Here is a 24,631-nt window from a genome sequence, read left to right on the forward strand (position 1 = left end):
GTGGGACCCAGAGCAACTCTAGCCATTGAGCGGGCTGACCACACCCGCGGCGCGGCCGCCTTTCTCGCGCAGTCCGGACCGCCGCCCTCAGGCCAAGCCGGCCACCCGGGTATCGCTGAGGAACTGGGTCCGGTACAGCTCGGCGTAGCGGCCCTCCAAGGCCAGCAGCTGGGCGTGCGTGCCCTGCTCCACAATCCGGCCGCCCTCAATCACGAGGATCCGGTCAGCGGAGCGCACGGTGGATAGCCGGTGGGCAATAACGACGGCGGTGCGCCCCTCGAGCGCCTCGGTGAGCGCCGCCTGCACGGCCGCTTCGTTGGTGGAGTCCAACGCGGCTGTCGCCTCGTCCAGGATGACCACCCGGGGATGGCCCAGCAGCAAGCGGGCGATGGTCATCCGCTGCCGTTCGCCGCCGGAGAGCCGGTAGCCTCGCTCCCCCACCATGGTGTCCAGGCCATCCGGCAAGGACCGGATCAGGTCCTCCAGCCGGGCACGGCGGAGCACGTCCCAGATCTCGTCATCGCTGGCCTCCGGCCGGGCCAACAGCAGGTTGGACCGGATGGTTTCGTGGAACAGGTGCCCGTCCTGGGTCACCATGCCGATTGTTCCGCGCAGTGCCTCGAAGCTCAGGTCACGGACATCGGTGCCCGAAAGCTTAACGGAACCGGAATCCACGTCGTACAGGCGGGCCAGCAACTGGGCCATGGTGGACTTCCCGGCCCCCGAGGACCCCACCAGCGCCACCGTCTGGCCCGGTTCCACCCGGAAGCTGATCCCGTGCAGCACCTCCTCGCCGCCGCGGGCGTCGAGGGTCGCTACCTCCTCCAGCGAGGCCAGCGACACCTTCTCGGCGGACGGGTAGGCGAACCGCACGTCCTTGAACTCGACGGAGACCGGGCCCGGCGGCACGGCGCCGGCGTCGTCCTTTTCCGTAATCAGGGGCTTCAGGTCCAGCACTTCGAAGACGCGCTCGAAGCTGACCAGCGCACTGGAGATCTCCACCCGGGCGTTCGCCAAGGCCGTCAGCGGCGCATACAGGCGGGTGAGCAGGAGCGCCAGCGTCACCACGTCGCCCGGATCCAACCGGCCGATGATCGCGTAGAAGCCGCCGAGCCCGTAGACCAGGGCCAGGGCCAGGGCGGAAACCAGGGTGAGCGCCGTGACGAACACCCACTGCATCACCGCGGTCTTGATGCCGATGTCGCGCACCCGCTGGGCCCGGAGCTTGAACTCGCGGGATTCGTCGGCGGGCCGGCCGAACAGCTTGACCAGCGTGGCTCCGGGCGCGGAGAACCGTTCGGTCATCTGCGTGCTCATGGCGGCGTTGTGGTTGGCGGTCTCGCGGCGCAGTTCCGCGAGCCTGCTGCCCATCCGGCGGGCCGGCAGCAGGAACACCGGCAGCAACAACAGCGCCAGCACGGTGACCTGCCAGGAGGTGTTCAGCATGACGATCAGCGTCAGGATCAGCGCCACGAGGTTGCTCACCACCCCGGAGAGCGTTCCCGCGAAGGCCCGCTGCGCCCCGATCACGTCGTTGTTCAGCCGGCTGACCAGCGCGCCCGTGCGGGTGCGCATGAAGAAGGCGATCGGCATCTTTTGGACGTGGTCGAACACGGCGGTGCGCAGGTCCAGGATGATGTCCTCGCCCAGCCCGGAAGAGATCCAACGGGTCACCATGCTGAGTCCGGCGTCGGCGATGGCCACCAGGGCGATGACCACGGCCAGCCAGGCCACTACCTCGACGCCGGTCCTGGCCACGATCGCGTCCACCACCTGGCCGGCGAGCACCGGCGTGGCAACGGCCAACGTGGCGGTCACCACGGAGAGCAGCACGAAGATCACGATCTTGCCCTTGTAGGGCGCGGCGAACGCAAAGGTCCGGCGGACTGTCTCCCGCGAGAAGGACTTCTGGTCCTTCGAGTGCGAAAGCCGGTACAGCGAACTCCAGGCTGCCCCTTCCATGGACATGATGGCTCCTAACGGCTGATGGTGCTACTGCAACCCTAGAACCATTCCGGGCGCCCTGGTGTTCCTGCCGTTGGCCATGCGGCCGGAAGCTGTCCTGGATGGCGGGGCGGGACAGACGCGAGGCGTCCTGGGCGGTTTGCCGGCGCGGGCGGAAAGCTGTCTCTGTTGGCGCCCCCGCCCGGTTTACGGGCGCGAGCTCCCGCCCGTTCTGGTTGGCACCCCCGCGCGGTTTACGGCACAGGCTTCCGCCCGTTCTGGTTGGCACCCCCGCGCGCTTTACGGCGCGAGCTCCCACCCGGTTTTGCAGCCGGTTCGGCGAGTACAGGGTTTAGCGTCGAGATCGCCTGCTATAGTCCCCGATCTGGACGCCAAAGGGAGACCTCGCCGCGAGCTCAGGGGCTGCAACCGGTGATCTGGACGCCAACCCCTGAGCCCGACTGAACGCTGTCATCCACCGCGTCTCCCGCCGGCGGCCGCTGCCCGGGTATCGCGCCACCGCCCACGGCGCCTCCCGCCGGCGACCGCTGCCCGGGTGCCGCGCCAGCCGCCGTCGCGCCACGCCCCCCGCCGGCGGCCGCTGCCCGGATGCCGCGCCAGCCGCCGTCGCGCCTTCGCCCGGTGCCTCGCCAGCCGCCGTCGCGCCACACCCCCCGCCGGCGGCCGCTGCCCGGATGCCGCGCCAGCCGCCGTCGCGCCACCGCCCGGTGCCGCGCCAGCCGCAGTCGTGCCAGCCCGGCGTCAGCTGAGCTGCTTCTCCTCGTGCGGGACGAAGCGCACCGTCATGGCCTTGAACCCGGGCGTGTTGGACTCCCGGGCCACGAGGTCCCGGTGGACCAGCACGTTGGCCTCCGGGAAGTAGGCGGCCGCACAGCCGCGCGCCGTCGGGTAGGACACCAGGCGGAACTCGTCCGCGCGACGCTCGTTGCCCTTGAACGTACTGATCACATCCACCAGGTCGCGGTCCGCGAAGCCCAGTTCGGCCAAATCGTCCGGATGCACCAGGATGACCCGCCGCCCGTTGGAGATGCCCCGGTAGCGGTCATCCAAGCCGTAGAACGTGGTGTTGTACTGGTCGTGGCTGCGGATGGTCTGCAGGATCAGGTGCCCCTCGGGCGCCTCAAGGTACTCCAGCGGGCTGACCGTGAAGCGGGCCTTGCCGATGTCGGTGGCGAAGGACCGGGTGTCGCGCGGCGGGTTGGGCAGCACGAAGCCGCTCTTGTTCCGGATCCGCGTGTTGAAGTCCTCGAATCCGGGCAGCACCCGGGAAATGTGGTCCCTGATCACGTCGTAGTCCTCGGCCATCGCCCGCCAGTCCACCGGGTGGTCGTCCCCGAAGGTGGCCTGGGCCATCCGGGCGATGATCACCGGTTCGGCCAGCAGGTGCTCGCTGACCGGTTCCAGCCGGCCCTGCGTGGACCGGACGACGGACATGGAGTCTTCCACGGAGAGGAACTGCGCGCCCTTGGGGTGCTTGTCGTCCCGGTCGGTGCGGCCCAGCGTCGGCAGGATCAGCGAGGTCTTGCCGTGCACCACGTGCGAGCGGTTGGGCTTGGTCGACACGTGCACCGTCAGGCCGGCCTTCTTCATGCCTTCTTCCAGCGCCTCGGTCTCCGAGTTCGCCAGGGCGAAGTTGCCGCCCATGGATACGAAGACATCCACCTTGCCGTCGGCGAAGGCGTCGAGCGCCTCGGTGGAGTCGACGCCGTGCTCCCGGGGCGAGGTGATGCCGAATTCCTTGTCCAGCGCGGCCAGCAGCCATTCCTTCGGCTTTTCCCAGATGCCCATGGTGCGGTCGCCCTGGACGTTGGAGTGGCCGCGGACCGGGCAGGCGCCCGCGCCGGGCTTGCCGAAGTTGCCCTGGAGCAGCAGCAGGTTGATGATCTCGCGCAGGGTGTCCACCGAATGCGGCTGCTGGGTCAGGCCCAGCGCCCAGCAAATGATGGTGGCCTTGGACTTGGCCAGCAGCCCTGCCACCTTGGCGATCTCCAGCCGGGACAACCCGGTCGCCTTCTCGGTTTCGGCCCAGTCGATGTGCTGGCGGGCTTCGACGTACTCCTCGAAGCCTTCGGTATTCGCCGCGATGAAAGCCTTGTCGACGACGGTGCCCGGGGCACGGTCTTCTTCTTCCAGCAGCAGGTGTCCCAGCGCCTGGAACAGGGCGAGGTCCCCGCCCACTTTGATTTGCAGGAATTCGTCGGCCAACGCGGTTCCGCCGCGCAGCAGCCCGTCCACCGACTGCGGGTCCTTGAACGCCATGAGTCCGGTTTCGGGCAGCGGATTCACCGCCACGATGGTGCCGCCGTTGTCCTTGCACTCCTTGAGCGCCGACAGCATGCGCGGGTGGTTGGTCCCCGGGTTCTGTCCGACCACGAAGATCAGCTCCGAGTGGTGGATGTCCTCCAGCGACACGGTGCCCTTGCCTATGCCGATGGTCGGGTTCAGTGCGCTGCCGGAGGATTCGTGGCACATGTTGGAGCAGTCCGGCAGGTTGTTGGTGCCCAGCGAGCGCGCGAAGAGCTGGTACATGAACGCGGTCTCGTTAGCGGTGCGGCCCGAGGTGTAGAACACGCAGCGGTCCGGCGTCGTGGCGTTAATGCGTTCGCCGATCAGGCTGAACGCGTCCGCCCACGAGATCGGCGAGTAGTGCGTCTCGCCCTCGCGGATGATGACCGGTTCGGTGATCCGGCCCTGCTGGCCCAGCCAGTACTCGGTCTTCGTGGAGAGCTCTTCGATGGAGTGGCGCGCCCAGAACTCGGGCGTGACGGTGCGCTTGGTGTTCTCCTCCGCCACGGCCTTGGCGCCGTTTTCGCAGAACTCGGCCGGCTTGCGCGGCCCGGTGATGGATTCGGGCCAGGCGCAGCCCGGGCAGTCGAAGCCGCCACGATGGTTGATCCTGAGCAGCGACCGGGCGGTGCGGACGACGCCGGCCTGCTCAATGCCGCGCTCCAGCGCAACCTTTACAGCCGAAAGACCGGCGGCGGCCTTCTTCGGTTCCTTGACCTTCAGGGTGCTTTCATCAATGTCATTCACGGGTCCGGGACGAGTCATACCCCTAATGTATCCCGGCTCACACCGGTTCTCCGACACGCTCGGCGAGTCTTACACCAAATGTCCGACGGCGGCGCCGACCCGCCCGGGGTGCGCATACACGTTAATGCTGCGTCCGCGGCTGAAACCGGCCAGCGTCAGCCCCACCTTTTCCGCCAGTTCGACGGCGAGCGAGGACGGCGCGCTCACGGCCGACAGGACGGGGATACCCGCGAGATAGGCCTTCTGGACGAGTTCGAACGACGCCCGGCCGGAGACCTGCAGCACCGTGTTCCGCAGCGGCAACCGCCCCTCGCGCAGCGCCCAGCCCACGACCTTGTCCACCGCGTTGTGGCGGCCCACGTCTTCACGCAGGCAGAGCAGGTCGCCCTCCACGCTGAACAGGCCGGCCGCGTGGACGCCGCCGGTGCGCTCGAACACCTGCTGCTGTTCGCGCAGCCGGTCGGGCAACTGCAGCAGGATGTCCAGCGGTACTTCGCCGCCCCCGCCGGCGCCGTCCGCGCCCGGGGAGGCTCCGCCGTCGTCATTCTGGAGCGGGAAACGGGAGCGCTTGCTCACGGCGTCAATCGAGGCGGTGCCGCAGATGCCGCACGCGCTGCTGGTGACCACCTGCCGGTCCAGCCGCGGATCCGGCAGCGCCACCCCGGGCGCCAACTGGGCCTCCACCACGTTGAAGGTCTGCCGGCCGTCCTCGTCCTCGCCGGCGCAGAAGCGCATCGAAACGAGGTGTTCGGGCGACCAGACGATGCCCTCGGAGACCAGGAAGCCGGCCACCAGGTCGAAGTCGTCACCCGGGGTGCGCATGGTAATCGAGAACGCGCGGCCGGCCAGCCGGATTTCCAGCGGCTCTTCCACCGCCATCACGTCCTCGCGGCGGCGCGCCGGCGCATCGAGACTGAGTTTGAGCACCTTGCGGCGCTGCGTCAAGCGGCCCATGAAGTTCTCCTCTACTGCCTTGTAACAAGGGTAAGGCACCCATTACCAGGGCAGGTCGAGGGCAGGCAGCTGTTCGCCGGGCTCGGCGCCGGCGGCGGGCACCACCATCACGCCGTCCGCGGCCGCCAGTCCCCGCATCATGGCCGAACCGATGCGGTCCGCGGGGACGGCGCCCCCGTCCGGTGACAGGCCGTAGGGCAGCAGCCGGTCTTGGTCGTGCAGCGGCGGCATGGCAGTTCCGGCGGGCACGGTGCGCAACCGGGCCAGCGGCCGGCCGGTCATGCCCGCCAGCAGCGGAGCCGCCAGGGTCAGCAGCGCCATCATGGCGGCCAGCGGATTGCCCGGCAGCCCCACCAGCAGCCGGCCGTCGGCCAGCCGGGCCAGCAGTGCCGGATGCCCCGGGCGCATCCGGATGGACGGGACCAGGATCGTGGCGCCGTCCGCGTCCAGCACCCGGCGCAGGTGGTCGGCGGAGGAGTGGCCGGTTCCGCCGGTGGTGATGACGACGTCGCCGGCGCAGCCGGCGATGGCTTCCTCGGTGGCAGCGAAGTCGTCGGGCAGCCGCCGGCTGTCCATCACCCGGCCGCCGAGCCGGGCGATGATCGCCGGCAGCGTGGGTCCGAACGTGTCCCGGACCCGGCCCGGTGCCGGTATGCCGGAGGTGACGACCTCGTCGCCGGTCAACAGCAGGGAAACCTGCGGCACGGGGGCAACGGGGAGCACATCGTGGCCGCACACCGCCGCGACGGCCAGATGCGCAGGGGTCAGCACGGTGCCGGCGGAGACCACGACGGCGCCGGCGGCGGTCTCCTCGCCGGCCGGACGGATGTGCCGCCCGGGGGCCAGTTCCCGCCCGTCCGTGCCCGCACACAGCTCCAGCCGGTCCGTCGCCGCGGCCCCGCATTCACTGCGCAGCACGCTGTCCGTGCCCTCGGGGATCAGCCCTCCGGTGACGACCGGGGCGGCCAGCCCGGGCCGCAAGGCGCTGCCGGTCGGCACCAGCCGCCAGGGCCCGGTGCCGGCGACGGCCCAGCCGTCCATGGCGGAGGACGCGTAATGCGGGACCGGCACCAGCGCCGTCAGATCGCGGGCCAGCGTGCGGCCGGCGCAGGCGGCCAACTCTACGTCTGCGGGGTGCGGCCGCCCCGCTTCTTTGCCGGCGGTGTAGGCTGCGCCCCGGGCATCGTCCCAGCGAAGGCCGGAGCCGCTCACTCCTGCACTGCGCCGTGCCGGCGCGCCACTTCGTCGGCCACGCGGGAGGCCGCACGCATGGCCACCTCGGGTGTGGCCTGTCCGGTGGCCGCGGCCAGGCCGGCGGCGTACCCCACCACGAAGGTCGTCAGTGGCGCCGCCGGGCGGACCACACTGTGCGCCGCGACGCCGGCCAGTCCCAGCACGGCGTCGATGTCAACCGGCGTGTCCTCGATTTCCAGCGCCTGGAGCAGTTCGCTGACATACGGGGAGAGCTTTTCGGCCGCTCCGGACACAATGGCCTCCGATCCGCCCGTGCGCGGGCTTTGTACAACGTTTGTTTCAGGCTACGGGGCGGGCCGGGCAATGCCAAAGCGGCCCGCGTCCTGCCAAGTGTCGACGTCGGAGGTGTGGTCCCCTGACGGACCCTCGAGCCGGATCTCGGCAGCCGGCAGGCCGCCGAGCAGCCGCCGGACCGGCTGGCCGGCCAGCCCGGCGGCTCCCCCGGCGTTCCGCACCGCCGCCTCCAACGCGGCGCTGTCCGCGCAGCAAGCCAGCGGCTGCTGTCTGCCGTCGGCGTCCACCGGGATCCAGAGCCTGGCCTCCGGCCGAAGGACGGCGTGGCGCAGCAGCAGTTCCGGCAGCCCGGCCAGCATCGGCATGTCGCAGGCAAAGAGCAGCGTGAACGGCGCCCGCACGGAGGCACCGCCGTCGCCGTCCTGGACCCGCCCGGAGGCACCGCCGTCGTCGTCCTTGACCAGCGCCTGGATTCCCGCAGCAATGCCCGCCGCCGGTCCGGAGAACGGCGGGTCTTCCCGGGTGAGCTTCAGCCGAAGCGGCTGCGGGGCGGCCGTGCGGCGGAAAGCTTCCACTTCCTCCGACAGGTCATCGGGGCCGACGACGGAGATCCGCTGGGCCCCGCGGACAGCCTCCAGCGTGCGGCGCAACAAGGTAACTCCGTCGAGCTGCAACAGCGCCTTGGGGCTGCCTCCCAAGCGCGAGGAACGGCCGCCGGCCAGCACGACTGCGTCGAAAACCGGAGCCGTCACGCGGCGGTATGGGTGTCGAGGAACTGGCTCCAGGCCGGGGCAGGACGGTCCAGGTCGCGGATCCGCCAGCGGGCGCCGCTGGGCGGCCGGGGCGTGAAGCGCAGGCTCCAGCCCATTTGGGCCAGCGTGCGGTCGCCCTTGGCGTTGTTGCAGCGCAGGCAGCAGGCCACCAGGTTCTCCCAACTGTCTTCTCCCCCGCGCGACCGGGGCTTGACGTGGTCCACCGTGGTGGCCGTCTTGCCGCAGTAAGCGCAGAGATGGTTGTCGCGGCGCAGGACGCCGCGGCGGGTCACCGCGGCGTTCTTGTTGTACGGCATCTTAATGTAGCGGTTGAGCAGGATGACCGAGGGACGGCCCAGGATGTCGTTGGGGCCGACGACGGGGTCTCCGTCTTCGGCAATCACGCTGGCTTTTCCGGTGAGCACAAGAAGCAGCGCCCGGCGGAAGGTGACAACCGCCAGGGGTTCGTAACCAGCATTCAGAACGAGTGTGCGCATGCACATTCCTCTAGGTCTGGCCAACCCGACCGGTGCTTCAGATCCCGGTCCGGGACTGGATTTTCTGCACTGACAGTCAAAGAGTATGACGGCGGGTGCGTTCTGCGCTAACTTTTTACCGCCTGTGGGCCGTCGGGATGATGCCGCCAGCGGTCTAGCGGCTGGTTCGTGGGCGCCTATCCGCCGCAACAACGCCGCCGGCCCCGGTGCACGCTGTGAGCGTGTGCCGGGGCCGGGGGTCGGTCCTGGGGACCGGGAAGGCTGATGCCTAGTTGACGCGGATGGCTACATAGCCGGATCCGACGTCCGCACTGGCCAATGCGGTGGTGTAGCCGGTCCAGCCGCCGTGGATGGCCTGGCCGTTGCCCACGTAGATGGCGATGTGCGCGACGCCGGCACCGCCGTCGGAGTAGTACAGCAGATCGCCCGGCTGCGGGGTGGAAACCTGGGTGCCGTAGCTGAAGAACTGCGCGGGGGCGAGGTCGCCCACCGAGAATCCGGCGGCGCGCAGGGCCTTCTCCACCATGGCGGTGCAGTCCTGCGAGATGCCGATCTGGCCGTACGCGGAGGACACCAGGGTGGAGGCTACTCCGCCGGCGGAAGCTTCGGCCTTGGCCGGCTCCGCCTTGACTGCGGGGGCGGCGGCGGCGGCCTTGACCTCGACCGCGGGAGCGGGGGCTTGGACGGCGCCCTGTGCTGCGCCTGCGGCCTCCTCGACGACCGGGGCCACTTCTTCGGCCACGGCTTCGACAACAGGCTCCGGCTCCGGGGCCGGAGTGGACTTGATGGCGGGACGCGAGAAGGTCAGCTCGACGGCACTCGAAGCCTGGACGGTGTCCACCTGCACGCGGCTGGGAACGGACACGGTGGATGCGGTGCGTTCGATGGTGGTTGACTGCGCGGGAACCGCGGCGGTCAGGGCCAGTCCGGACGCGGCAGCGATGACGGCTGCTGAGCGACCCATGGATCCGGCATTGGACGAGACGGCTTTGGAAATCGTCTCCAGCGGGTTGGTGCGGACGGAAACGGCGCGGTGGCGCCCCGTAGCGGTGTCATTGAACACGTTAAAGGCCTCTCCCAATGCCTGCGAGGTGAGCTGTCGGATTCGGATGGGAGTGCATCCGGCCGCAGCCCTCTCCGGCAAAGCCTGAGAGTGCTAGCGACTTAACCCCAAGGGTTCCTGTACGAAACCCGGAATTGGTTCCCCCGCCTCTGCCCGCGAAGTTTTTGCGAACGGACTCCGGACGGTGGCAGAGCTCGGCAATCCACCCGGAGGTCCCAGCCGTTTGGCAACTGGCACGCGTTAGAGCGTATACGATCAATCACGCATTGTCACATTCTGATCACGGCGCGGTGATGTTTTGATTACGGGAGGCCGCGGGCCGTGCTTCCGGACGGTTCCGGGATGGTGCTGGTACGAAGGGTGCCGCGTGGGGCCTCGCGGCTCCGGACGGTTTCCGCGCTCCGTTTCCGCCCAGGTCTTCCGCGCTCCGTTTCTGTTCAGGTGGTCCAGGCGCCGTTAACGGCCGCGGCGCGCCCCGAAGGACGCGCCGCGAGAACAAGACCGTGGAAGGAAGGGATTAGCCTGCCGGACGGATGAAGACCGGGCCGGAACCGATGTAGGCGCTGCCCAGGACGGTGTTGTAGCCCGCCCAGCCGCCGTGGATGGCCTGGCCGTTGCCGACGTAAATAGCCACGTGAGCCACACCGGCACCGCCGTTAGCGTAGTAAATGATGTCGCCCGGCTGCGGGGTGGACACCTGCGTGCCGTAGGCAAAGAACTGTGCGGGGGCAAGGTCGCCCACCGCGAAGCCTGCCGCGCGCAGGGCGTTCTCGACCAGGGCGGTGCAGTCCTGGCCGACACCGATCTGGCCGTAAGCGGCCGCGACGATGGCGCCGGCGGCTCCGCTGGCGGCAGCCTCGTCGGCCTTCTTGATGGTCTTGGTTTCGTTCGACCCGGCGTCGTTGCCGGTCGTGGGGGTGATCTCGTTGGAGACGGCCTGAACAACTGCCTCCGGCGCGGGGGTGGAGGTGATCCCGGCACGTTCGAAGGTCAGCTTCACGGCTGCGGAGGCCTGCACGGCTTCCACCTGCACGCGGGCCGGGGCGTCGACCCCTCGGTCAGCGCTGACAGCCTGGGCCGGGATGGTACCGGTCAAAACCAGGCCGGTAGCGGCGGCGATCACGGCACCCTGACGTCCCATGGTTCCCGCATTCGCGGACACAGCCTTGGAAATCGTCTCAAGCGGGCTCGTGCGGACGGGGGTCGCACGATGGCGGCCCGCAGTAATGCTCTTGGACACGGTCTGTACCTCTCCCAAATGCCTGCGAGGTGAGCTGTCGGGTTCGGATGGGAGTTCATCCGGCCGGCCGGCGTGCGGGCTGGTGGCCCGGGCCTGATCGGCTTTACCCCAAGGACACCGTGCGATGTCCGGGAAGTGGTTCCCCCGCCTCTGCCATGCGAATCGGTGCGAACGAACTTCGGGCGACGGCAGAGTTCGGCATTCCGCCCGAAGGTGCCAGGCTGTGGGCGACTGGCACGGGTGAAACCTTATAACAGTTTGCGGGTTGTGTCACGTTCCGGTTACGGCGTGTTGGTCACAGCCAGCCGGTGGGGTCCACCAGCTTGTCGTTGACCATCACTTCGAAGTGAAGGTGGCATCCGGTTGAGGCTCCGGTCGTGCCGCTTTGGCCCACCATCTCCCCGCGCTGCACGGTGGCGCCGACCGACGTGTCGATGGTGCTCAGGTGGTTGTAGGTGGTCTTCAGGCCGTTGCCGTGGTCCACCACGATCCGGTTGCCGCCGCCGCCGACCTGGAAGCCTGCCTCGACGACGGTTCCGCCGGCTGCCGCGTGGACCGGAGTGCCACAGGCTGCTCCATAGTCCTGGCCGGTGTGCAACTCCCCGGCATAGCCGGTGATCGGACTGACGCGGTAGCCGAACGGCGACGTCATGGTCATCTCGTCCATCGGCTGCGAGAGGGAACCTTCGCTGCTGACAACCTTGGCGTTGCTCCCGGAAGCGACCATGACCTGCTTCAGCTTCGTGTCCGGGTCGAACTTGCTGGTCAGCCCGGCACGCTCAAACGTCAGGCGCGCTTCAGTGGCGGCGGAGATACTGCTGGCGGCCGGAGCCTCCTGCGGGGCGTCGGCCGTGGCGCCGGCCGTCGTCGGGAGCATCACTGTCAGGGCCATCCCGGACGCGGCTGCGACGATCGCGGTTTTATGCCCGACGTCGCGTGCGGCTGCTGCTACCGGCGACGGCGCCGGCTGGGCGCGGCGGCGGCCGGGTGTCGCGGCACGTGGGCGTGAGTGTTCGACCGGGGCGGATGAACGGCGCCGTCCCGAGGCTTTGTGACCTGCCAAAATTCTTTACCTCTCCAAAGCGCCTGCGAAGTTAGCTGTCGGATTCGAGTCAAGAGAAAACTCGGCCGCACCGCACCCAGCGTGAGTGGAACGATTCACCTACGCTTTGCCCGCTGCGGCTTCACCCCAAGGCAGCGTACAAACTGCCGCTTGGTGGGTCCTCCGCCCCTGTCTCACGGATACACGCCTCCGCCGACAGGGTTCGGCTTGCGGAGGGTGTGGGATCGATGTCTCGATACCCCGGTCAACTATACGTAAAACTCCCCGAAAGTAATAAATCCGTTATCCGTGGTGCGTGTTTTCAGGGGACAACGTTTCATCGCATTGATACAAAGATGTGCGCGGCAACTTCCGGAGGCAGTTCCAAGGCACCTTCGATCCCCGGCACGCGCACGGAAATGTACTCGCCGGCGGTCTCCAGTTGAAGGCTTGCGCCGGGCTTCAAGCCGCCCTCTTCCAGCTGAAGCAACAGTTCCGGCTCCACCTGGATGGGCTCCGCCAGCCTGACAATGCTCACCTGTTTATCGGCCGTGTAGCTGCCCATGGCCTGTGCCAGATTGAGCACGCCGGAGGTGAACTCTTCGGCCGGCTGGCCCCCGAGCGCTTCCAAACCGGGGATGGGATTGCCATACGGCGAAACCGTTGGCCTGCCCAGCAGTTCGTAGAGCCGCTGCTCGACCCGCTCGCTCATCACGTGTTCCCAGCGGCAGGCCTCGTCATGCACGTAGGCCCAGTCCAGTCCGATGACGTCGGAGAGCAACCGCTCGGCCAGCCGGTGCTTGCGCATCACTTCGGTCGCTTTTCGCCGGCCCAGTTCGGTCAGCTCAAGATGCCTGTCGCCGGTGACGACCACGAGTCCGTCCCGCTCCATCCGCCCGATCGTCTGCGAAACCGTCGGGCCAGAGTGGCGCAGCCGCTCGGCGATCCGGGCGCGCAGCGCAACGATGTTCTCTTCTTCGAGCTCGAGGATAGTGCGCAGGTACATCTCGGTAGTGTCGATGAGATCAGTCAATGGCTTCTTGCTCCTCGGCGCGGTTAAAAGGCTGCTCCAGCAGCATGCATGAGGGTGTTTTCCCCTCACCAGCCTAGCCTGTTTTCCGTGCCCGACCGGCAGCTACGCCGCGGGCTGAGGCGCCATGCGGCCAACGCAACAATGCCGGGTTCAACTAACGGCGGCCCTTGGCGTTGGGGCAGAATGAAACGGGCGTTCAACGGCGAACCGCCATCGAGATCATTGCCCCCACGCCAGGAAAGGTATTCATGAGCGATACCCAGTCCATCAGCATTCCCGCCGACCTGCTCCCGAAGGACGGGCGCTTTGGCGCCGGACCGTCCAAGGTCCGTCCGGAACAGGTCGACGCCCTGGTCGCCGCCGGCCAGAACCTGCTGGGCACGTCGCACCGCCAGGCACCGGTGAAGAACCTCGTGGGCAGCGTCCGCGAGGGGCTTAAGACGTTCTTCAAGGCGCCGGAGGGTTACGAGGTCATCCTGGGGGTTGGCGGCTCGACGGCGTTCTGGGACGTTGCATCCTTCGGACTGGTGGAGCAGAAGGCGCAGCACCTGTCCTTCGGCGAATTCAGTTCCAAGTTCGCCGCGGCCACCAACAAGGCCCCGTTCCTGGCCGAGTCGAGCATCATCACTTCGGAACCCGGCTCCCGGCCGGAGCCGCGGGCAGAGGCCGGCGTGGACGTCTATGCCTGGGCGCAGAACGAAACCTCCACAGGTGTGGCCGCGCCGGTGCAGCGCGTGAATGGTGCCGACGACGGCGCGTTGGTCCTCATCGACGCCACCTCCGCAGCGGGCGGGCTGGACGTGGATGTCACCCAGAGCGACGTCTACTACTTCGCGCCCCAAAAGAACTTCGCCTCCGACGGCGGCCTGTGGCTGGGCGTCTTCTCCCCCGCAGCGGTGGAACGGGCGGCCCGGATCGGTGCCACCGATCGTTGGATTCCCGACTTCCTCAATCTTGAAACGGCCATCGACAACTCGCTGAAGAACCAGACCTACAACACGCCCGCGCTGGCCACCTTGGTCACGCTCAATGCGCAGATCGAGTGGCTAAACGGCAACGGGGGCCTGGACTTCGCTTCCGGCCGCACCGCCGATTCGGCAGGACGGGTGTACCAGTGGGCGGAGGCTTCCGCGGTGGCGACCCCGTACGTGGCGAACCCGGAGCACCGTTCGAACGTCATTGCGACGGTGGACTTCGACGAGTCAGTTGATGCCGCTGCGGTCGCCAAGGTGCTGCGTGCGAACGGAGTGGTGGATGTGGAGCCGTACCGCAAGCTCGGCCGCAACCAGCTGCGCATCGCCACCTTTGTCGCCGTGGAGCCTGAGGACGTCAGCGCACTGCTGGCCTGCATCGACTACGTGGTGGACCGGCTGCAGGGCTGACTCCAGCGACGACGCGTCGATTCGCTAAGGTCCGGCTTCCGTTCGCGGCGGCCGGACCTTTTTGGTTGGCAGTTGGGTGCAGCCCTGGCAGCGTTACGCAGCCAGCGCTACCTGAGCAGCGTTACGTTGCCAGCGATGCGTCAGCCGCGCCGCGTCACCAGCGATGCGTCAGCAGCGCTTCATTGGGATCTTTACGGGCAGCATTGCGTCACCCGCGATGCCTCAGCAGCGAAGCGTCACCAGCGTTACACCGCCCGTCCAGCGAGCGCGAGGCTCCACCTCAAACTGTCCGAAGCAGCCGGTAGCGTGAGGATATGGACGGCGAGGGCGGCGAGCTTCGGTTGCCGGTTCCGGGACAGGGACTGGTGATGGACCTTGGTGTGCCCTCGCGTCCGGACAGTTCCCTGCTGGAAGCGCTGCTGCAGCAGGTGGTGGCAGCGGCGCTGCTGCGACGTTATGGCATCGGGCCTGATCGCGCCGGACTCTTTCCGGCGGCCTCCGACCTGGGTGCGTCTGCCGCCGTTGACGCCAGCTCTGCAGGGGTTTCTTCCCCGACCGAAGCCGCCGGCGGGCAGCCGCCCATGCCCGAGGACGCCGGAGCAACTCAGGGATTGGGCGCCGGGCTGCAATCGGCCGGGACCGTGGAGGGCGACGACGCATCCCTGCTGCTGGTGCCGGAGGGCACCGGGGGCGAGCCGGTGGTGCCCGAGGGTGGCGTGGGCGTGCCTGCCGTGCTGGCCGGCCTGTTGGCGGGGGTGGAGCCGGCGGAACTGGATGACGCGCAGACCATGGATTATCTTTTGGCCGCGGCGCGGGTGGAGGCGTGGGTGCAGTCCTGCCAGGTCAAGGCGTTGGACCGCTTCGCCCGGCTTCGTCCCGGCGTTGGCGCCGACTGCGACCCGGAAGGCTTTTCCCGGTTCGCGCCGCAGGAGATTTCGGCGCACCTCTCCACGGGGGATGCCGCGGCGCGGGCCATGCTGGCCGATGCCCGGCACATCTGCTCGCACCTGCCGGGCACTCTCGAGGCGATGGGCCGCGGTGATTTGGACTTGCCGCGCGCGAAAGCGCTGGCCCGCGGCTCCGCCGACCTCCCGCCGGAGTGTCTGCAGGACTTCGAAGCCGCTGTGCTGCCGGGTGCCGGGGAGATCACGCTGGACGCGGTCCGGTCCCGTGCCCGGCGGATGCGGGTCCGCCTGCACCCGGAGTCCTTGGCGGAGCGGCACCGGCGGGCGAACGAGTCCCGGGACGTGCAACTGACGGACCAGGACGACGGGATGGCCGAACTGTGGATCCGGACCAGCGCGGATAAGGCGCACCTGGTCTTCGACCGGATCCAGGCCACGGCCCGCTCCCTCCAAGGCCCCGGCGAGGCCAGGAGCCTGCCCCAGCTGCGCGCCGACGTGTTCACCGACCTGCTGCTGGCCGACGGCACTGGCCTGGCTGACGCCGCGAACACCGCGGCAGCGGCAGCGGAAGACACGGTACCGGCAGCGCCGGCACCGGCACACGCATTTGCCGGCAGCGACAGCGAAAGCTTCGCTGGAGGCATGTCCGGGGACGGCACTGTTGCGGTTCCAAGGCCGGCACCGGCCGGCGGCGACGATGGTCGGTCCGCACCCGCCTGCGGCGGCAGTGGCCGGGCCGCACCTGTCTGCGGCGGCGCGGGGCCGGGGATGCTGGTCACGATGCCCTTGACTACGCTGCTCGGACTCAGCGAGGAGCCCGGGGACCTGGCCGGGCGCGGGCCGATTCCACCGGATATGGGACGGCGGCTGGCCCAGTTGGCGAAATCCTGGTTGCTGGTGCTCACCGACGACCATGGTCAGGCGATCGCGGCCGCCCGGAAACTGCGGATTCCGCCCGAATGGCTCAAACGCCTGGTCCGTGTCCGCGACCGGCACTGCCGCTTCCCTGGCTGCCGCCGGGCGGCCAGGTATTGCGAGATCGACCATGTCCTCGCGTGGGACGACGGCGGGCCGACCGTGCTGGAAAACCTGCAGTGCCTGTGCAGCGCGCACCATGCGGCGAAGACCGGCGGGCACGCCCGGGCCGCTGCCGGGCCAGGCGGCGAGATCAGATGGACCACGCGCACCGGCCACCGCAAGACCACCCATCCGGACGAGGGCTGGGACACCGTCCTGCCCCGACCGAAGGAAACGGAAGCCGCCGCCAACGGCGGCAGCGGATACACCACCGACGGCACCGGAGAAGACGTCACCAGCGGCACCATTGACCGCATTGACCGCGGCGACCAAACGCCTAAACGCACTCTCGGCGGCATCGAGCTGCCCGATGACACCACCGACCCCAACGCACCACCGCCTTTCTGAGCTTCCCGCGGCAAGAGAAGATGTCGGGGGCACCAGCAGAAGATGCCGAAGGCGGGTTGTCTGGGTCCCGAAAGCTCTTAGGCGGGCCGGTCCGGCACGCCGTAGGTGATGCTCAGTTTCCGCACGGCTGAGCGGTCGAAGCGAAGGCGCATGTGGTGCGCACGCCAGGCCCATATGATCCCGATGGCGGCGGCGGCCACGCCCGACAGCGCGGCAACGCCCAGTCCCCAGCGCGGTCCGAAGCTGTTGGCCACCAAACCGACCAGCGGCGCACCGAGCGGGGTTCCGCCCATCAGGATGGCCATATACAAGGACATGACGCGCCCGCGCATCATGGGAGCAGTCGTGGTCTGCACATAGGCGTTGGCGCTGGTCATGATCGTGATGGCCGCAGCTCCGACCGGCACCAGCGCCAGCCCGAAGAGCCAGACCGTCGGGGCCAGCCCTGCCACGGTGCAGGCGATGCCGAAGGCCACGGACGCGCCGAAGATATAGCGCAGCCGGGGCCGGTCCCGCCGCGCGCTGAGCAGCGAGCCGGTGACCGAACCCGCTGCCATCACCGAGGAAAGTATGCCGAAATCACCGGCGTGCCCGCCGAATTCCGTGCGCGCCATGGAGGCGACAAAGACGGAAAAGTTCAGGCCGAAGGTACCGATGATGAAAATGGCGGCCAGCACCACCACCAGGTCGGGCCGCTGCTTCACATACCGGAAGCCTTCGAGGATCTGGCCGCGCCCCTTGGCGGCCTTCTCCCGCAGGTGAAGCTCCTGCCGTCGGATAGCGAGCAGCGCCGCGATCATCGCCGCGAAGGTGGCGGTGTTGATGAGGAACACCGGCCCGGGGCCGATGGCGACGGTGAGCACACCGGCAATGGCCGGCCCGACCATCCTGGCCAGGTTGAACGAGGTGCTGTTCAGCGCCACCGCATTCGGCAGGTAATCGTCGCGCACCACGTCCGAGACGAACGTCTGCCGTGCGGGCGCGTCCACTGCTGTCACCATCCCAAGTGCCAGGGCGAAGGCGTAGACGTGCCACAGCTGGGCGACGTCGGCGATCACCATCAGACCCAACGCCAGACCCAGCACGGCCATCGAAATCTGGGTGGCCATCAGCAGCTTTTGCCGGTCAAACCGGTCGGCAACCAGCCCGGCCCAGGGAGCCATGACCAGTTGCGGTCCCATCTGCAGAGCCATCACGATGCCCATGGCAGCAGCGTCCTGCTCGGTCAGGATGTCGTAGACCAGCCAGTCCTGCGCCGTGCGCTGCATCCACGTGCCGATATTGGAGACCAACGCTCCGATGAACCAGATCCGGTAGTTGAACAACCTCAGTGAACGAAACACGCTTTACCGCCCTTTCCGGCTGCAGACCTGCCTCGTCGATGGGTCGCGTCAGGACGTAGTTTCGGCGCCGTCCTCGGTCGCGGCGATGTCGGACGTCTCGGTCGCGGCGATGTCGGAGGCCTCGGCGCCGTTCCCTTCGGATACGTCCTCGGTAGCCGGACGGAGGTCCTCGGCTGCAGCCACGCCGTCCGCGGCTACTCCGGCGTCGTCGGAGACCGCACCCGTATCGGGGGCTGCACCGCCGTCGTCGGAGGCCGCACCCGTATCGGGAGCTGCACCGGCGTCCTCTGCCTCATCCGTATCGGGAGCTGCACCGGCGACGTCTGCCGCATCGGCCGCAGCAACTGCCTCGGTGGTGTCCGCCGCCGCATCGGCCGCAGCATCTGCCTCGGCTGCCTCAATGCGGTCCGCCGCCTCTGCTTCCGCCGCGGCCGCGGCTTCTTCAGGCCGAACCCGGTCGGCCCACGGCACCCACTCGGGAGCCAGGAGCGACTTCTCCGAGGGAAGCAGGCCTACTTCGCAGACCGTGGCTTCCTTGCCGCGCGGCACCCGGGCAAGCGTGGCGTACCACTGCCAGCCCACGTAGCCCGCCAGTTGCGCCTCGAACCGATGGGTGACCAGGCGGTCGCCGTCGGCAAAGCTGCCGACGTGTGCACCGATTTGCTCGGACGGGGCGATCTCCAGCACACCGTTGCGCGCACGGTCCACCGCGGCGGCCAACACAGCATCCAGCTTGGGAGCGCGCTTCGCGGGACGACGCCGGGGCGCGGCCTCGGCCTGCGGCTCGCCGGCGGCCGCCGGCTCCGCGTCAACCGTTTCAGCGCTGGCGTCGGTCATGTTTTCAGTCATCAAGGCCGCTTACGCGTCCAGGTCGTCGGCCACGCGGCGGAGCACCGCTGCGACCTTCGACGCGTGGGAGCGCTCCGGGTAGCGGCCCTTGCGAAGGCCGTTGGAAATTTCGTCCAGCAGCTTGATCAGGTCCTCGGTGATCACGGCCATGTCCTCGGCCGGCTTGCGCGTTGCCCGGACCACCGAGGGAGCGGCGTCGAGGATGCGCGCTGAGAGGGCAGATGGGCCACGCCGGCCATCGGCTATGCCGAATTCCATCCGGGTGCCTGGCTTGACGTCCTTGACGCCTGCCGGCAGCGCCGACGCGTGCAGGAACACTTCCTGTCCGTCTTCGCTGGCCAGGAATCCAAACCCTTTATCCGTGTCAAACCACTTGACTTTGCCGATGGGCACTTTGCTTACCTCGTTCTGCTTCATGATGCAGCGGTACCGCACGCTGCTGCGTTCTTACCATGGGCCCCGCCGGTAGCACAGCGGCCGCACACGCGACCGCGCCGAATCGGGGAAAGTCTGTCTCTAGGTTATCGTGTTCCGCCGACGGCCGAGCCCGCTGCCCACAGCTTTCCGCTCGTGGCGTGAGCGTCGGGAATCGGCCACGGCAGGCCGCTGTAATCTGGTGTCATGCCCGGAACCGTCCCCGCCCAGAATGCGTCCCGACCCGCCGAGTCCGGTGCGTTGCACCGAGCGCTGGTCGTTGCCGCCGTCGTCGTGCTGTTGGTTGGGCTGGGCAGCCTGGGCGTGATTCTGGCCGGCGCCATGGCCGGCACCGAGGTGTGGACGGGCTTCCTGGGACTGGCCTGGTTCTGCTTTCCCATCGCCTTCGTGCTGATGGTGCTGCTGGTGGCTGGCAGCGTCCGGCGGCGCCGCCGCAGCTAGCGGCAGCAGCCGCTCCCGAGACCGGCCCGCCCCGGCACCGTTGCACCGCAGAGGCGCGGGGTAACGTTAATCCGGTGTCCTCCATCCGCGCCTTGGCTGGCCAGCTGGCCGCCCGCAGCGACACAGAGCTGCGGCAGTTGTTCAGCGCCCGTCCGGACTTGTGCCTGCCAGCCGTGCCGGACTTTTCCGCCCTGGCGGCGCGCGCGTGCACCCGGATCAGCCTGCAGCGGGTGCTGGAACAGCTGTCCCGGCCCGAACTGGACGTGCTCGAAGCCGTAGTGCTCAGCACCGATGTGGATGCCGGGCGCGCCGCCGATGCCCGCTCCCTGCGGCCGCTGCTCGTGCCGCCGGAAGGCACCGCGACGCTTCACGAACTGGACTCCTGCCTGGCCCGGCTGCATGGACTTGCCTTGCTGCTGTCCGCGGAACCGCCCTCCCACGACGACGGCGGTGCCACCCCTCCTTCCCCGGCCTACCTTCCGGTGGCGAGCCTGGCGGAAGCACTGGGACCGTACCCCTCCGGCCTCGGCCGCAGCTACGCAGCCCTGGCCGCCGCCAGCCCCGTGGCCGCCGACCATCTGGTCGGTACGGTGCGGCTGCTGCGGGAGGCCGGTTACGCCCTCCCGGCAGATTTTCCGGAGCCGGGCACGGACGAAGGCCCCGGCGCGCCGTCCCCGGGCGTCCGGGCAGCCGCCGTGCTTGAGAGCTGGCTTGCCGACCCGCGGACCTGGCCGGCGCTGATGGCCAAGGCGCCGGAGCATACGGGCGAGCTGCTCGGGAAGTTCCGCCGCTCCCCGCTCGGGGCGCTGCCGCCCCGGCTGGCCGGAACGGGCCCGCGCGACGCCGCCTCACCGATCGACTGGCTGGCAGCCCATGCACTCCTGGTGCCCATCGACGCGTCGCACGTGGAACTCCCCCGGCCGGCGGGCCTGGCGGTGCGCGGCGGCGCCGTGGCAGATCCCTGGCACACGCATCCGCCGGCAATTGCTGCCCGGCAGGTCCGCAATTCCCTGCGTAACAACGCGGCGTTCTCCGCCGCGGCCGAGACGCTGCGGCTGGTGGCCGAGCTGCTGGAACAGATACGCCGGGTACCGGTGACCACCCTGCGGGCAGGCGGTGTGGGCGTCCGCGAAGTACGGCGGCTGGCCGAGGCTCTGCGGATCGAACCGGGCGTGACCAGTTGGCTGCTGGAGCTGTCCGCCGCGGCCGGACTAGTCGTCTTGGACGTGGATACCTCCCGCTGGGTGGTTCATGCGAACGCCAGGTTCGGTTCCCTGGAGCGCCGGGACCAATGGCACCTGCTGGTCTCGTCCTGGCTGCAGCTGGACCGGGCGCCCTCGCTGGTGGGCGGGCGGACGCCGTCGGACACCGCCACTAATGCGCTGGCGGCCGAAGCGTCCCGGCCCGACGCCCCGGCAGTCCGGCGCCAGGTGCTCGAGGCGCTGGAGGAGCTTTGCGGGGCGGCTGATTCCACCGGCGGCAGCACGCCGGCGCCCTCGCCGGAAGAGGTTACCGCCTATCTGGTCTGGCGGCGGCCCCGGCAGCAGCGCCGGTTCAAGCGGCTGGTTCCGGGCATCCTGGCCGAGGCCGCGCGGCTGGGTCTCGTGGGCTCCGGCGCGCTGACCGGGCTGGGTCGGGCGACGGCGCAGGGCCGGCTGGCCGAGGCCGCCGCGCTGCTGGCCGAGCAGCTGCCGGAACCGCTGGACAAATTCATGCTGCAGGCGGACCTGACGGCCGTTGCTCCCGGTTATCTGGCCCCGGATATCGCCGCCGAGCTGTCCTTGCTGTCCGATGCTGAAGGCCAGGGCCCGGCAGCCATCTACCGGTTCTCGGCCGACAGCATCCGGCGCGCCCTCGACGCCGGCCGGGACGCCGCCGGGATCCTCGGCTTCCTGACCCGCCATTCGGCCACCGGCGTGCCGCAGCCGCTGCAGTATCTGGTGGAGGACACCGCTTCCCGGCACGGTGCGCTGCGGGTCGGAGCGGCCGCCAGCTTCCTGCGCAGCGATGACGAAGATGCCTTGACGGACCTGCTCGCCGACCCGCGCGCGGCCCGGCTGGGCCTGCGCCGGCTGGCGCCTACGGTGCTGGTGTCGCGTACCGGAGCCCGCGATCTGCTCGCCTCCCTGCGCCAGCTCGGTTACGCGCCGGCTCCGGAGGCCGACGACGGCGTGGCGCTGGGCAGCGGGGCGGGCGCCGGCGTGGCGCTGGGCAGCGGGGCGAGCACCGGCGGGGCCGGCACCGGCTGGGCGGGCTCCGGCGGGGCGGGGGCCGTCGGCCGTGCTGCCGCAGACAGCACCCCGGCGGATGGTTCCGCAGCTGCGCAAGCCGGCCGCGCGCCGTCGTCGTTCCCGGTGAGGACGAATCCCTGGGAACTCACCGCCGAAGATGCCGATGCCCAGCTGGCAATGCTCCGGAGCAGCGGCGTTCCCTCCCTCCCGGCCGCCGAGTCCGGGCCGCTGCTGGCGCTGGAAACGCTGCGCACCGCGGTCCGGTTGAAACAAAAGGTGCGGATCGGCATCGTGGACCCGGACGGCAACCACCGGCGCCAGGTGATGCTCCCGCTGTCCGTCAGCGGCGGGCGGGTGCGCGTCTTCGACCCCGACCGTGACAGCGAGCGCACCGTCTCCATCCACCGCGTGATGGACATCGAACTAGTGGAGGGCAGCTGAATGGCCAACGGACCCCTGATCGTCCAAAGCGACAAGACGATCCTGCTGGAGGTGGACCACGAACAGGCCACCGAGGCCCGGCACGCCATCGCCGCGTTCGCCGAACTGGAGCGCGCACCGGAGCACATGCATTCCTACCGGATCACTCCGCTGGGGCTGTGGAACGCCCGCGCCGCCGGGCTGGACGCCGAACAGGTGCTGGACACGCTGCTGAACTACTCGCGCTTCCCGGTGCCGCACGCGCTGCTGGTGGATATTGAGGACACCATGTCCCGGTACGGGCGGCTGCGGCTGGAGAAGGACCCACAGCATGGCCTGGTGCTGCGCACCAGCGACTACCCGGTGCTCGAAGAGGTCATGCACGCCAAGAAGATCCAGCCGCTGCTGGGTCCGCGGATCGATGCCGAGACCACCGTGGTGCACTCCTCGCAGCGCGGCCAGCTCAAGCAATTGCTGCTCAAGCTGGGTTGGCCCGCGGAGGACCTGGCGGGCTACGTCGACGGCACGCCGCATCCGATTGCGCTGGCCGAATCCGCGGAACCGGGCGGCTGGCAGTTGCGGCCGTACCAGCGCCTGGCCGTGGAGAATTTCTGGGCCGGTGGTTCCGGCGTCGTCGTCCTGCCCTGCGGGGCCGGCAAGACGCTGGTCGGCGCCGCCGCGATGGCCACCAGCTCCACCACCACCCTGGTGCTGGTGACCAACACCGTCTCCGCACGGCAGTGGAAGGACGAACTCGTCCGCCGGACCTCCCTGACCGCGGAGGAGGTGGGCGAATACTCCGGCTCGGTCAAGGAAATCCGGCCGGTCACCATCGCCACCTACCAGGTGCTGACCATGCGCCGCGGCGGACTGTATCCGCACCTGGAACTATTGGACGCCAACGACTGGGGCCTGATCATCTACGACGAGGTGCATCTGCTGCCGGCCCCGATGTTCCGGATGACCGCGGACCTGCAGGCGCGGCGGCGGCTGGGGCTGACCGCCACGCTGGTGCGCGAGGACGGCCGCGAGGGCGAGGTGTTCTCGCTGATCGGCCCGAAGCGCTATGACGCGCCGTGGAAGGACATCGAGGCGCAGGGCTACATCGCGCCCGCCGACTGCGTCGAAGTCCGGGTGGACCTGCCGCGGGACGAGCGGGTGGCGTACGCCATGGCCGACGACGGCGACAAGTACCGGCTGTGCGCAACGTCCCCGATCAAGACCCCGGTCGTCGACGCCTTGGTGCGGGCGCACCGGGGCGAGCAACTGCTGGTGATCGGTCAGTACATCGACCAACTGGACGAGATCGCCGCGCACCTGGACGCGCCCGTGATCAAGGGCGAGACGTCGGTGAAGGAACGGCAGCGGCTGTTCGACGCTTTCCGCCGCGGTGAACTGCAGACGCTGGTGGTCTCCAAGGTAGCCAACTTCTCCATCGACCTGCCCGAAGCCACCGTGGCCATCCAGGTGTCCGGCTCGTTCGGCTCACGGCAGGAAGAAGCCCAGCGCCTGGGCCGGCTCCTGCGCCCAAAGGCGGATGGCCGGGCCGCCCGGTTCTACACGCTGGTCGCGCGGGACACGCTGGACCAGGACTTCGCGGCCAAACGCCAGCGTTTCCTGGCCGAGCAGGGCTACGCCTACACCATCAAGGACGCCAACGACGTGCTGCAGCCGTAGGTCGGCCCGCGCCCCGGGGACCCTCGCGGCACCGCGACCGTTGTGGCGGGCGCCTGGACATCGAGATCGGCGTCACCGACCGCTGCCGGCGCCCGGAAGGGCAGCTCATCAAGGGCTGTAACGCCTGATGATCATGCCCCTCCGGGGGTTGCCGCCAGCCTCAGCGCAGGCCGCCGTTTCGGTACAGCTGGCGGAAGGCCTCTTCGCGGACCTCCTCCAGACGCTGGTAATCAACCGCCCAGCGGCGCCGGTCCATGCGGCGACGGGCAAGGCTGCGGCGTGTGCTGGCCGCCGCCGCGCTCAGCGCGCTTGCCGTGTCGTGGAGCAGCTGCCGGAGGTCCAAGGTTCGGGAGCCCTCGAACTCCTCAACCGTTTCGTAGATATTGGCTGCTTCGGATTCGCTGGCCACTACTGCTGACTGCATGATTTCCCTTTCGGCTTTGCCGGACTTTCGCC

At 69.1% G+C, this 24,631-nt stretch carries 20 protein-coding genes and 3 riboswitches; of the genes, 5 read left to right on the plus strand and 15 right to left on the minus strand.

Translation table 11 applies throughout. The features are described 5' to 3' along the window. Positions 1–87: 87 nt before the first annotated feature. The 11 genes from AC5RUK_RS16785 to AC5RUK_RS16835 all read right to left on the minus strand — a co-directional run bounded on the left by AC5RUK_RS16785 (position 88) and on the right by AC5RUK_RS16835 (position 13,067). The gene (locus tag AC5RUK_RS16785) at positions 88–1,968 is read right to left on the minus strand and encodes an ABC transporter ATP-binding protein (RefSeq protein ID WP_494108339.1); all 1,881 of its coding nucleotides are present in this window, start codon (positions 1,966–1,968) and stop codon (positions 88–90) included. A gap of 738 nt (positions 1,969–2,706) precedes the next feature. After that, positions 2,707–5,016, minus strand: a complete 2,310-nt coding sequence (locus AC5RUK_RS16790; RefSeq protein WP_494152897.1) for an FdhF/YdeP family oxidoreductase — start codon at positions 5,014–5,016, stop codon at positions 2,707–2,709. A 51-nt stretch (positions 5,017–5,067) separates the two neighbouring features. After that, positions 5,068–5,952 carry a formate dehydrogenase accessory sulfurtransferase FdhD gene (fdhD, locus tag AC5RUK_RS16795; RefSeq protein WP_494152898.1) on the minus strand — a complete coding sequence of 295 codons (885 nt, stop codon included), beginning with the start codon at positions 5,950–5,952 and terminating at the stop codon, positions 5,068–5,070. 42 nt (positions 5,953–5,994) lie between these two features. Next, positions 5,995–7,164 (minus strand): molybdopterin molybdotransferase MoeA, encoded by a 1,170-nt coding sequence (locus AC5RUK_RS16800; protein ID WP_494108342.1) that lies wholly within the window; start codon positions 7,162–7,164, stop codon positions 5,995–5,997. Then, positions 7,161–7,439: a DUF6457 domain-containing protein gene (locus AC5RUK_RS16805; RefSeq protein WP_493987628.1), complete on the minus strand. Its 279-nt coding sequence runs from the start codon at positions 7,437–7,439 to the stop codon at positions 7,161–7,163. The genes AC5RUK_RS16800 and AC5RUK_RS16805 overlap by 4 nt, the downstream gene beginning before the upstream one ends. Before the next feature lie 51 nt (positions 7,440–7,490). Then, positions 7,491–8,192 carry a molybdenum cofactor guanylyltransferase gene (gene mobA, locus AC5RUK_RS16810; RefSeq protein ID WP_494108343.1) on the minus strand — a complete coding sequence of 234 codons (702 nt, stop codon included), beginning with the start codon at positions 8,190–8,192 and terminating at the stop codon, positions 7,491–7,493. After that, a complete protein-coding gene (locus AC5RUK_RS16815) occupies positions 8,189–8,689 on the minus strand; it encodes an HNH endonuclease (RefSeq protein WP_494152899.1) in 501 nt (166 codons plus the stop codon). Before AC5RUK_RS16815 ends, mobA begins: the two co-directional genes overlap by 4 nt. A 268-nt stretch (positions 8,690–8,957) precedes the next feature. Continuing rightward, entirely contained in the window at positions 8,958–9,752 is a 795-nt protein-coding gene (locus AC5RUK_RS16820) for an NlpC/P60 family protein (protein ID WP_494152900.1), read from the minus strand. A gap of 4 nt (positions 9,753–9,756) precedes the next feature. Continuing rightward, positions 9,757–9,931: riboswitch (cyclic di-AMP (ydaO/yuaA leader) on the minus strand. 338 nt (positions 9,932–10,269) lie between these two features. Next, positions 10,270–10,893: an NlpC/P60 family protein gene (locus AC5RUK_RS16825; protein ID WP_494152901.1), complete on the minus strand. Its 624-nt coding sequence runs from the start codon at positions 10,891–10,893 to the stop codon at positions 10,270–10,272. A gap of 103 nt (positions 10,894–10,996) precedes the next feature. Further along, positions 10,997–11,170, minus strand: a riboswitch (cyclic di-AMP (ydaO/yuaA leader). Positions 11,171–11,287: 117 nt separating this feature from the next. After that, positions 11,288–12,055, minus strand: coding sequence for a M23 family metallopeptidase (locus AC5RUK_RS16830; protein ID WP_494152902.1), 768 nt, complete (start codon positions 12,053–12,055; stop codon positions 11,288–11,290). Positions 12,056–12,060: 5 nt separating this feature from the next. Beyond that, positions 12,061–12,273, minus strand: a riboswitch (cyclic di-AMP (ydaO/yuaA leader). Between the two features lie 98 nt (positions 12,274–12,371). Beyond that, a complete protein-coding gene (locus AC5RUK_RS16835; RefSeq protein WP_494112911.1) occupies positions 12,372–13,067 on the minus strand; it encodes an iron-dependent transcriptional repressor DtxR in 696 nt (231 codons plus the stop codon). A 248-nt stretch (positions 13,068–13,315) separates the two neighbouring features. On the opposite strand from AC5RUK_RS16835, the gene serC reads away from it, so the two are divergent. Together serC and AC5RUK_RS16845 are read left to right on the plus strand one after the other, a co-directional pair. Further along, a complete protein-coding gene (gene serC, locus AC5RUK_RS16840; protein WP_494152903.1) occupies positions 13,316–14,449 on the plus strand; it encodes a phosphoserine transaminase in 1,134 nt (377 codons plus the stop codon). Between the two features lie 314 nt (positions 14,450–14,763). After that, positions 14,764–16,779 (plus strand): HNH endonuclease signature motif containing protein, encoded by a 2,016-nt coding sequence (locus AC5RUK_RS16845; RefSeq protein WP_494152904.1) that lies wholly within the window; start codon positions 14,764–14,766, stop codon positions 16,777–16,779. A gap of 77 nt (positions 16,780–16,856) precedes the next feature. Here AC5RUK_RS16845 and AC5RUK_RS16850 read toward each other — a convergent pair whose 3' ends face one another. The 3 genes from AC5RUK_RS16850 to AC5RUK_RS16860 are packed head-to-tail and all read right to left on the minus strand — an operon-like array spanning position 16,857 to position 19,364. Further along, positions 16,857–18,122 carry an MFS transporter gene (locus AC5RUK_RS16850; RefSeq protein WP_494152905.1) on the minus strand — a complete coding sequence of 422 codons (1,266 nt, stop codon included), beginning with the start codon at positions 18,120–18,122 and terminating at the stop codon, positions 16,857–16,859. Between the two features lie 48 nt (positions 18,123–18,170). Further along, positions 18,171–18,971 carry a DUF3027 domain-containing protein gene (locus tag AC5RUK_RS16855; RefSeq protein ID WP_494152906.1) on the minus strand — a complete coding sequence of 267 codons (801 nt, stop codon included), beginning with the start codon at positions 18,969–18,971 and terminating at the stop codon, positions 18,171–18,173. 9 nt (positions 18,972–18,980) lie between these two features. Further along, a complete protein-coding gene (locus AC5RUK_RS16860) occupies positions 18,981–19,364 on the minus strand; it encodes a cold-shock protein (RefSeq protein WP_493988228.1) in 384 nt (127 codons plus the stop codon). A 228-nt stretch (positions 19,365–19,592) separates the two neighbouring features. On the opposite strand from AC5RUK_RS16860, the gene AC5RUK_RS16865 reads away from it, so the two are divergent. The 3 genes from AC5RUK_RS16865 (at position 19,593) to AC5RUK_RS16875 (ending at position 24,175) form a co-directional block, all read left to right on the plus strand. Next, the gene (locus AC5RUK_RS16865) at positions 19,593–19,847 is read left to right on the plus strand and encodes a hypothetical protein (RefSeq protein ID WP_494108351.1); all 255 of its coding nucleotides are present in this window, start codon (positions 19,593–19,595) and stop codon (positions 19,845–19,847) included. Between the two features lie 74 nt (positions 19,848–19,921). Beyond that, a complete protein-coding gene (locus tag AC5RUK_RS16870) occupies positions 19,922–22,519 on the plus strand; it encodes a helicase-associated domain-containing protein (RefSeq protein ID WP_494152907.1) in 2,598 nt (865 codons plus the stop codon). Next, positions 22,520–24,175: a DNA repair helicase XPB gene (locus AC5RUK_RS16875; protein ID WP_494108353.1), complete on the plus strand. Its 1,656-nt coding sequence runs from the start codon at positions 22,520–22,522 to the stop codon at positions 24,173–24,175. Positions 24,176–24,335: 160 nt separating this feature from the next. Here AC5RUK_RS16875 and AC5RUK_RS16880 read toward each other — a convergent pair whose 3' ends face one another. After that, entirely contained in the window at positions 24,336–24,599 is a 264-nt protein-coding gene (locus AC5RUK_RS16880; protein ID WP_494152908.1) for a hypothetical protein, read from the minus strand. Positions 24,600–24,631 lie beyond the last annotated feature (32 nt).

This window comes from Arthrobacter sp. Y3223065 (assembly GCF_059090885.1).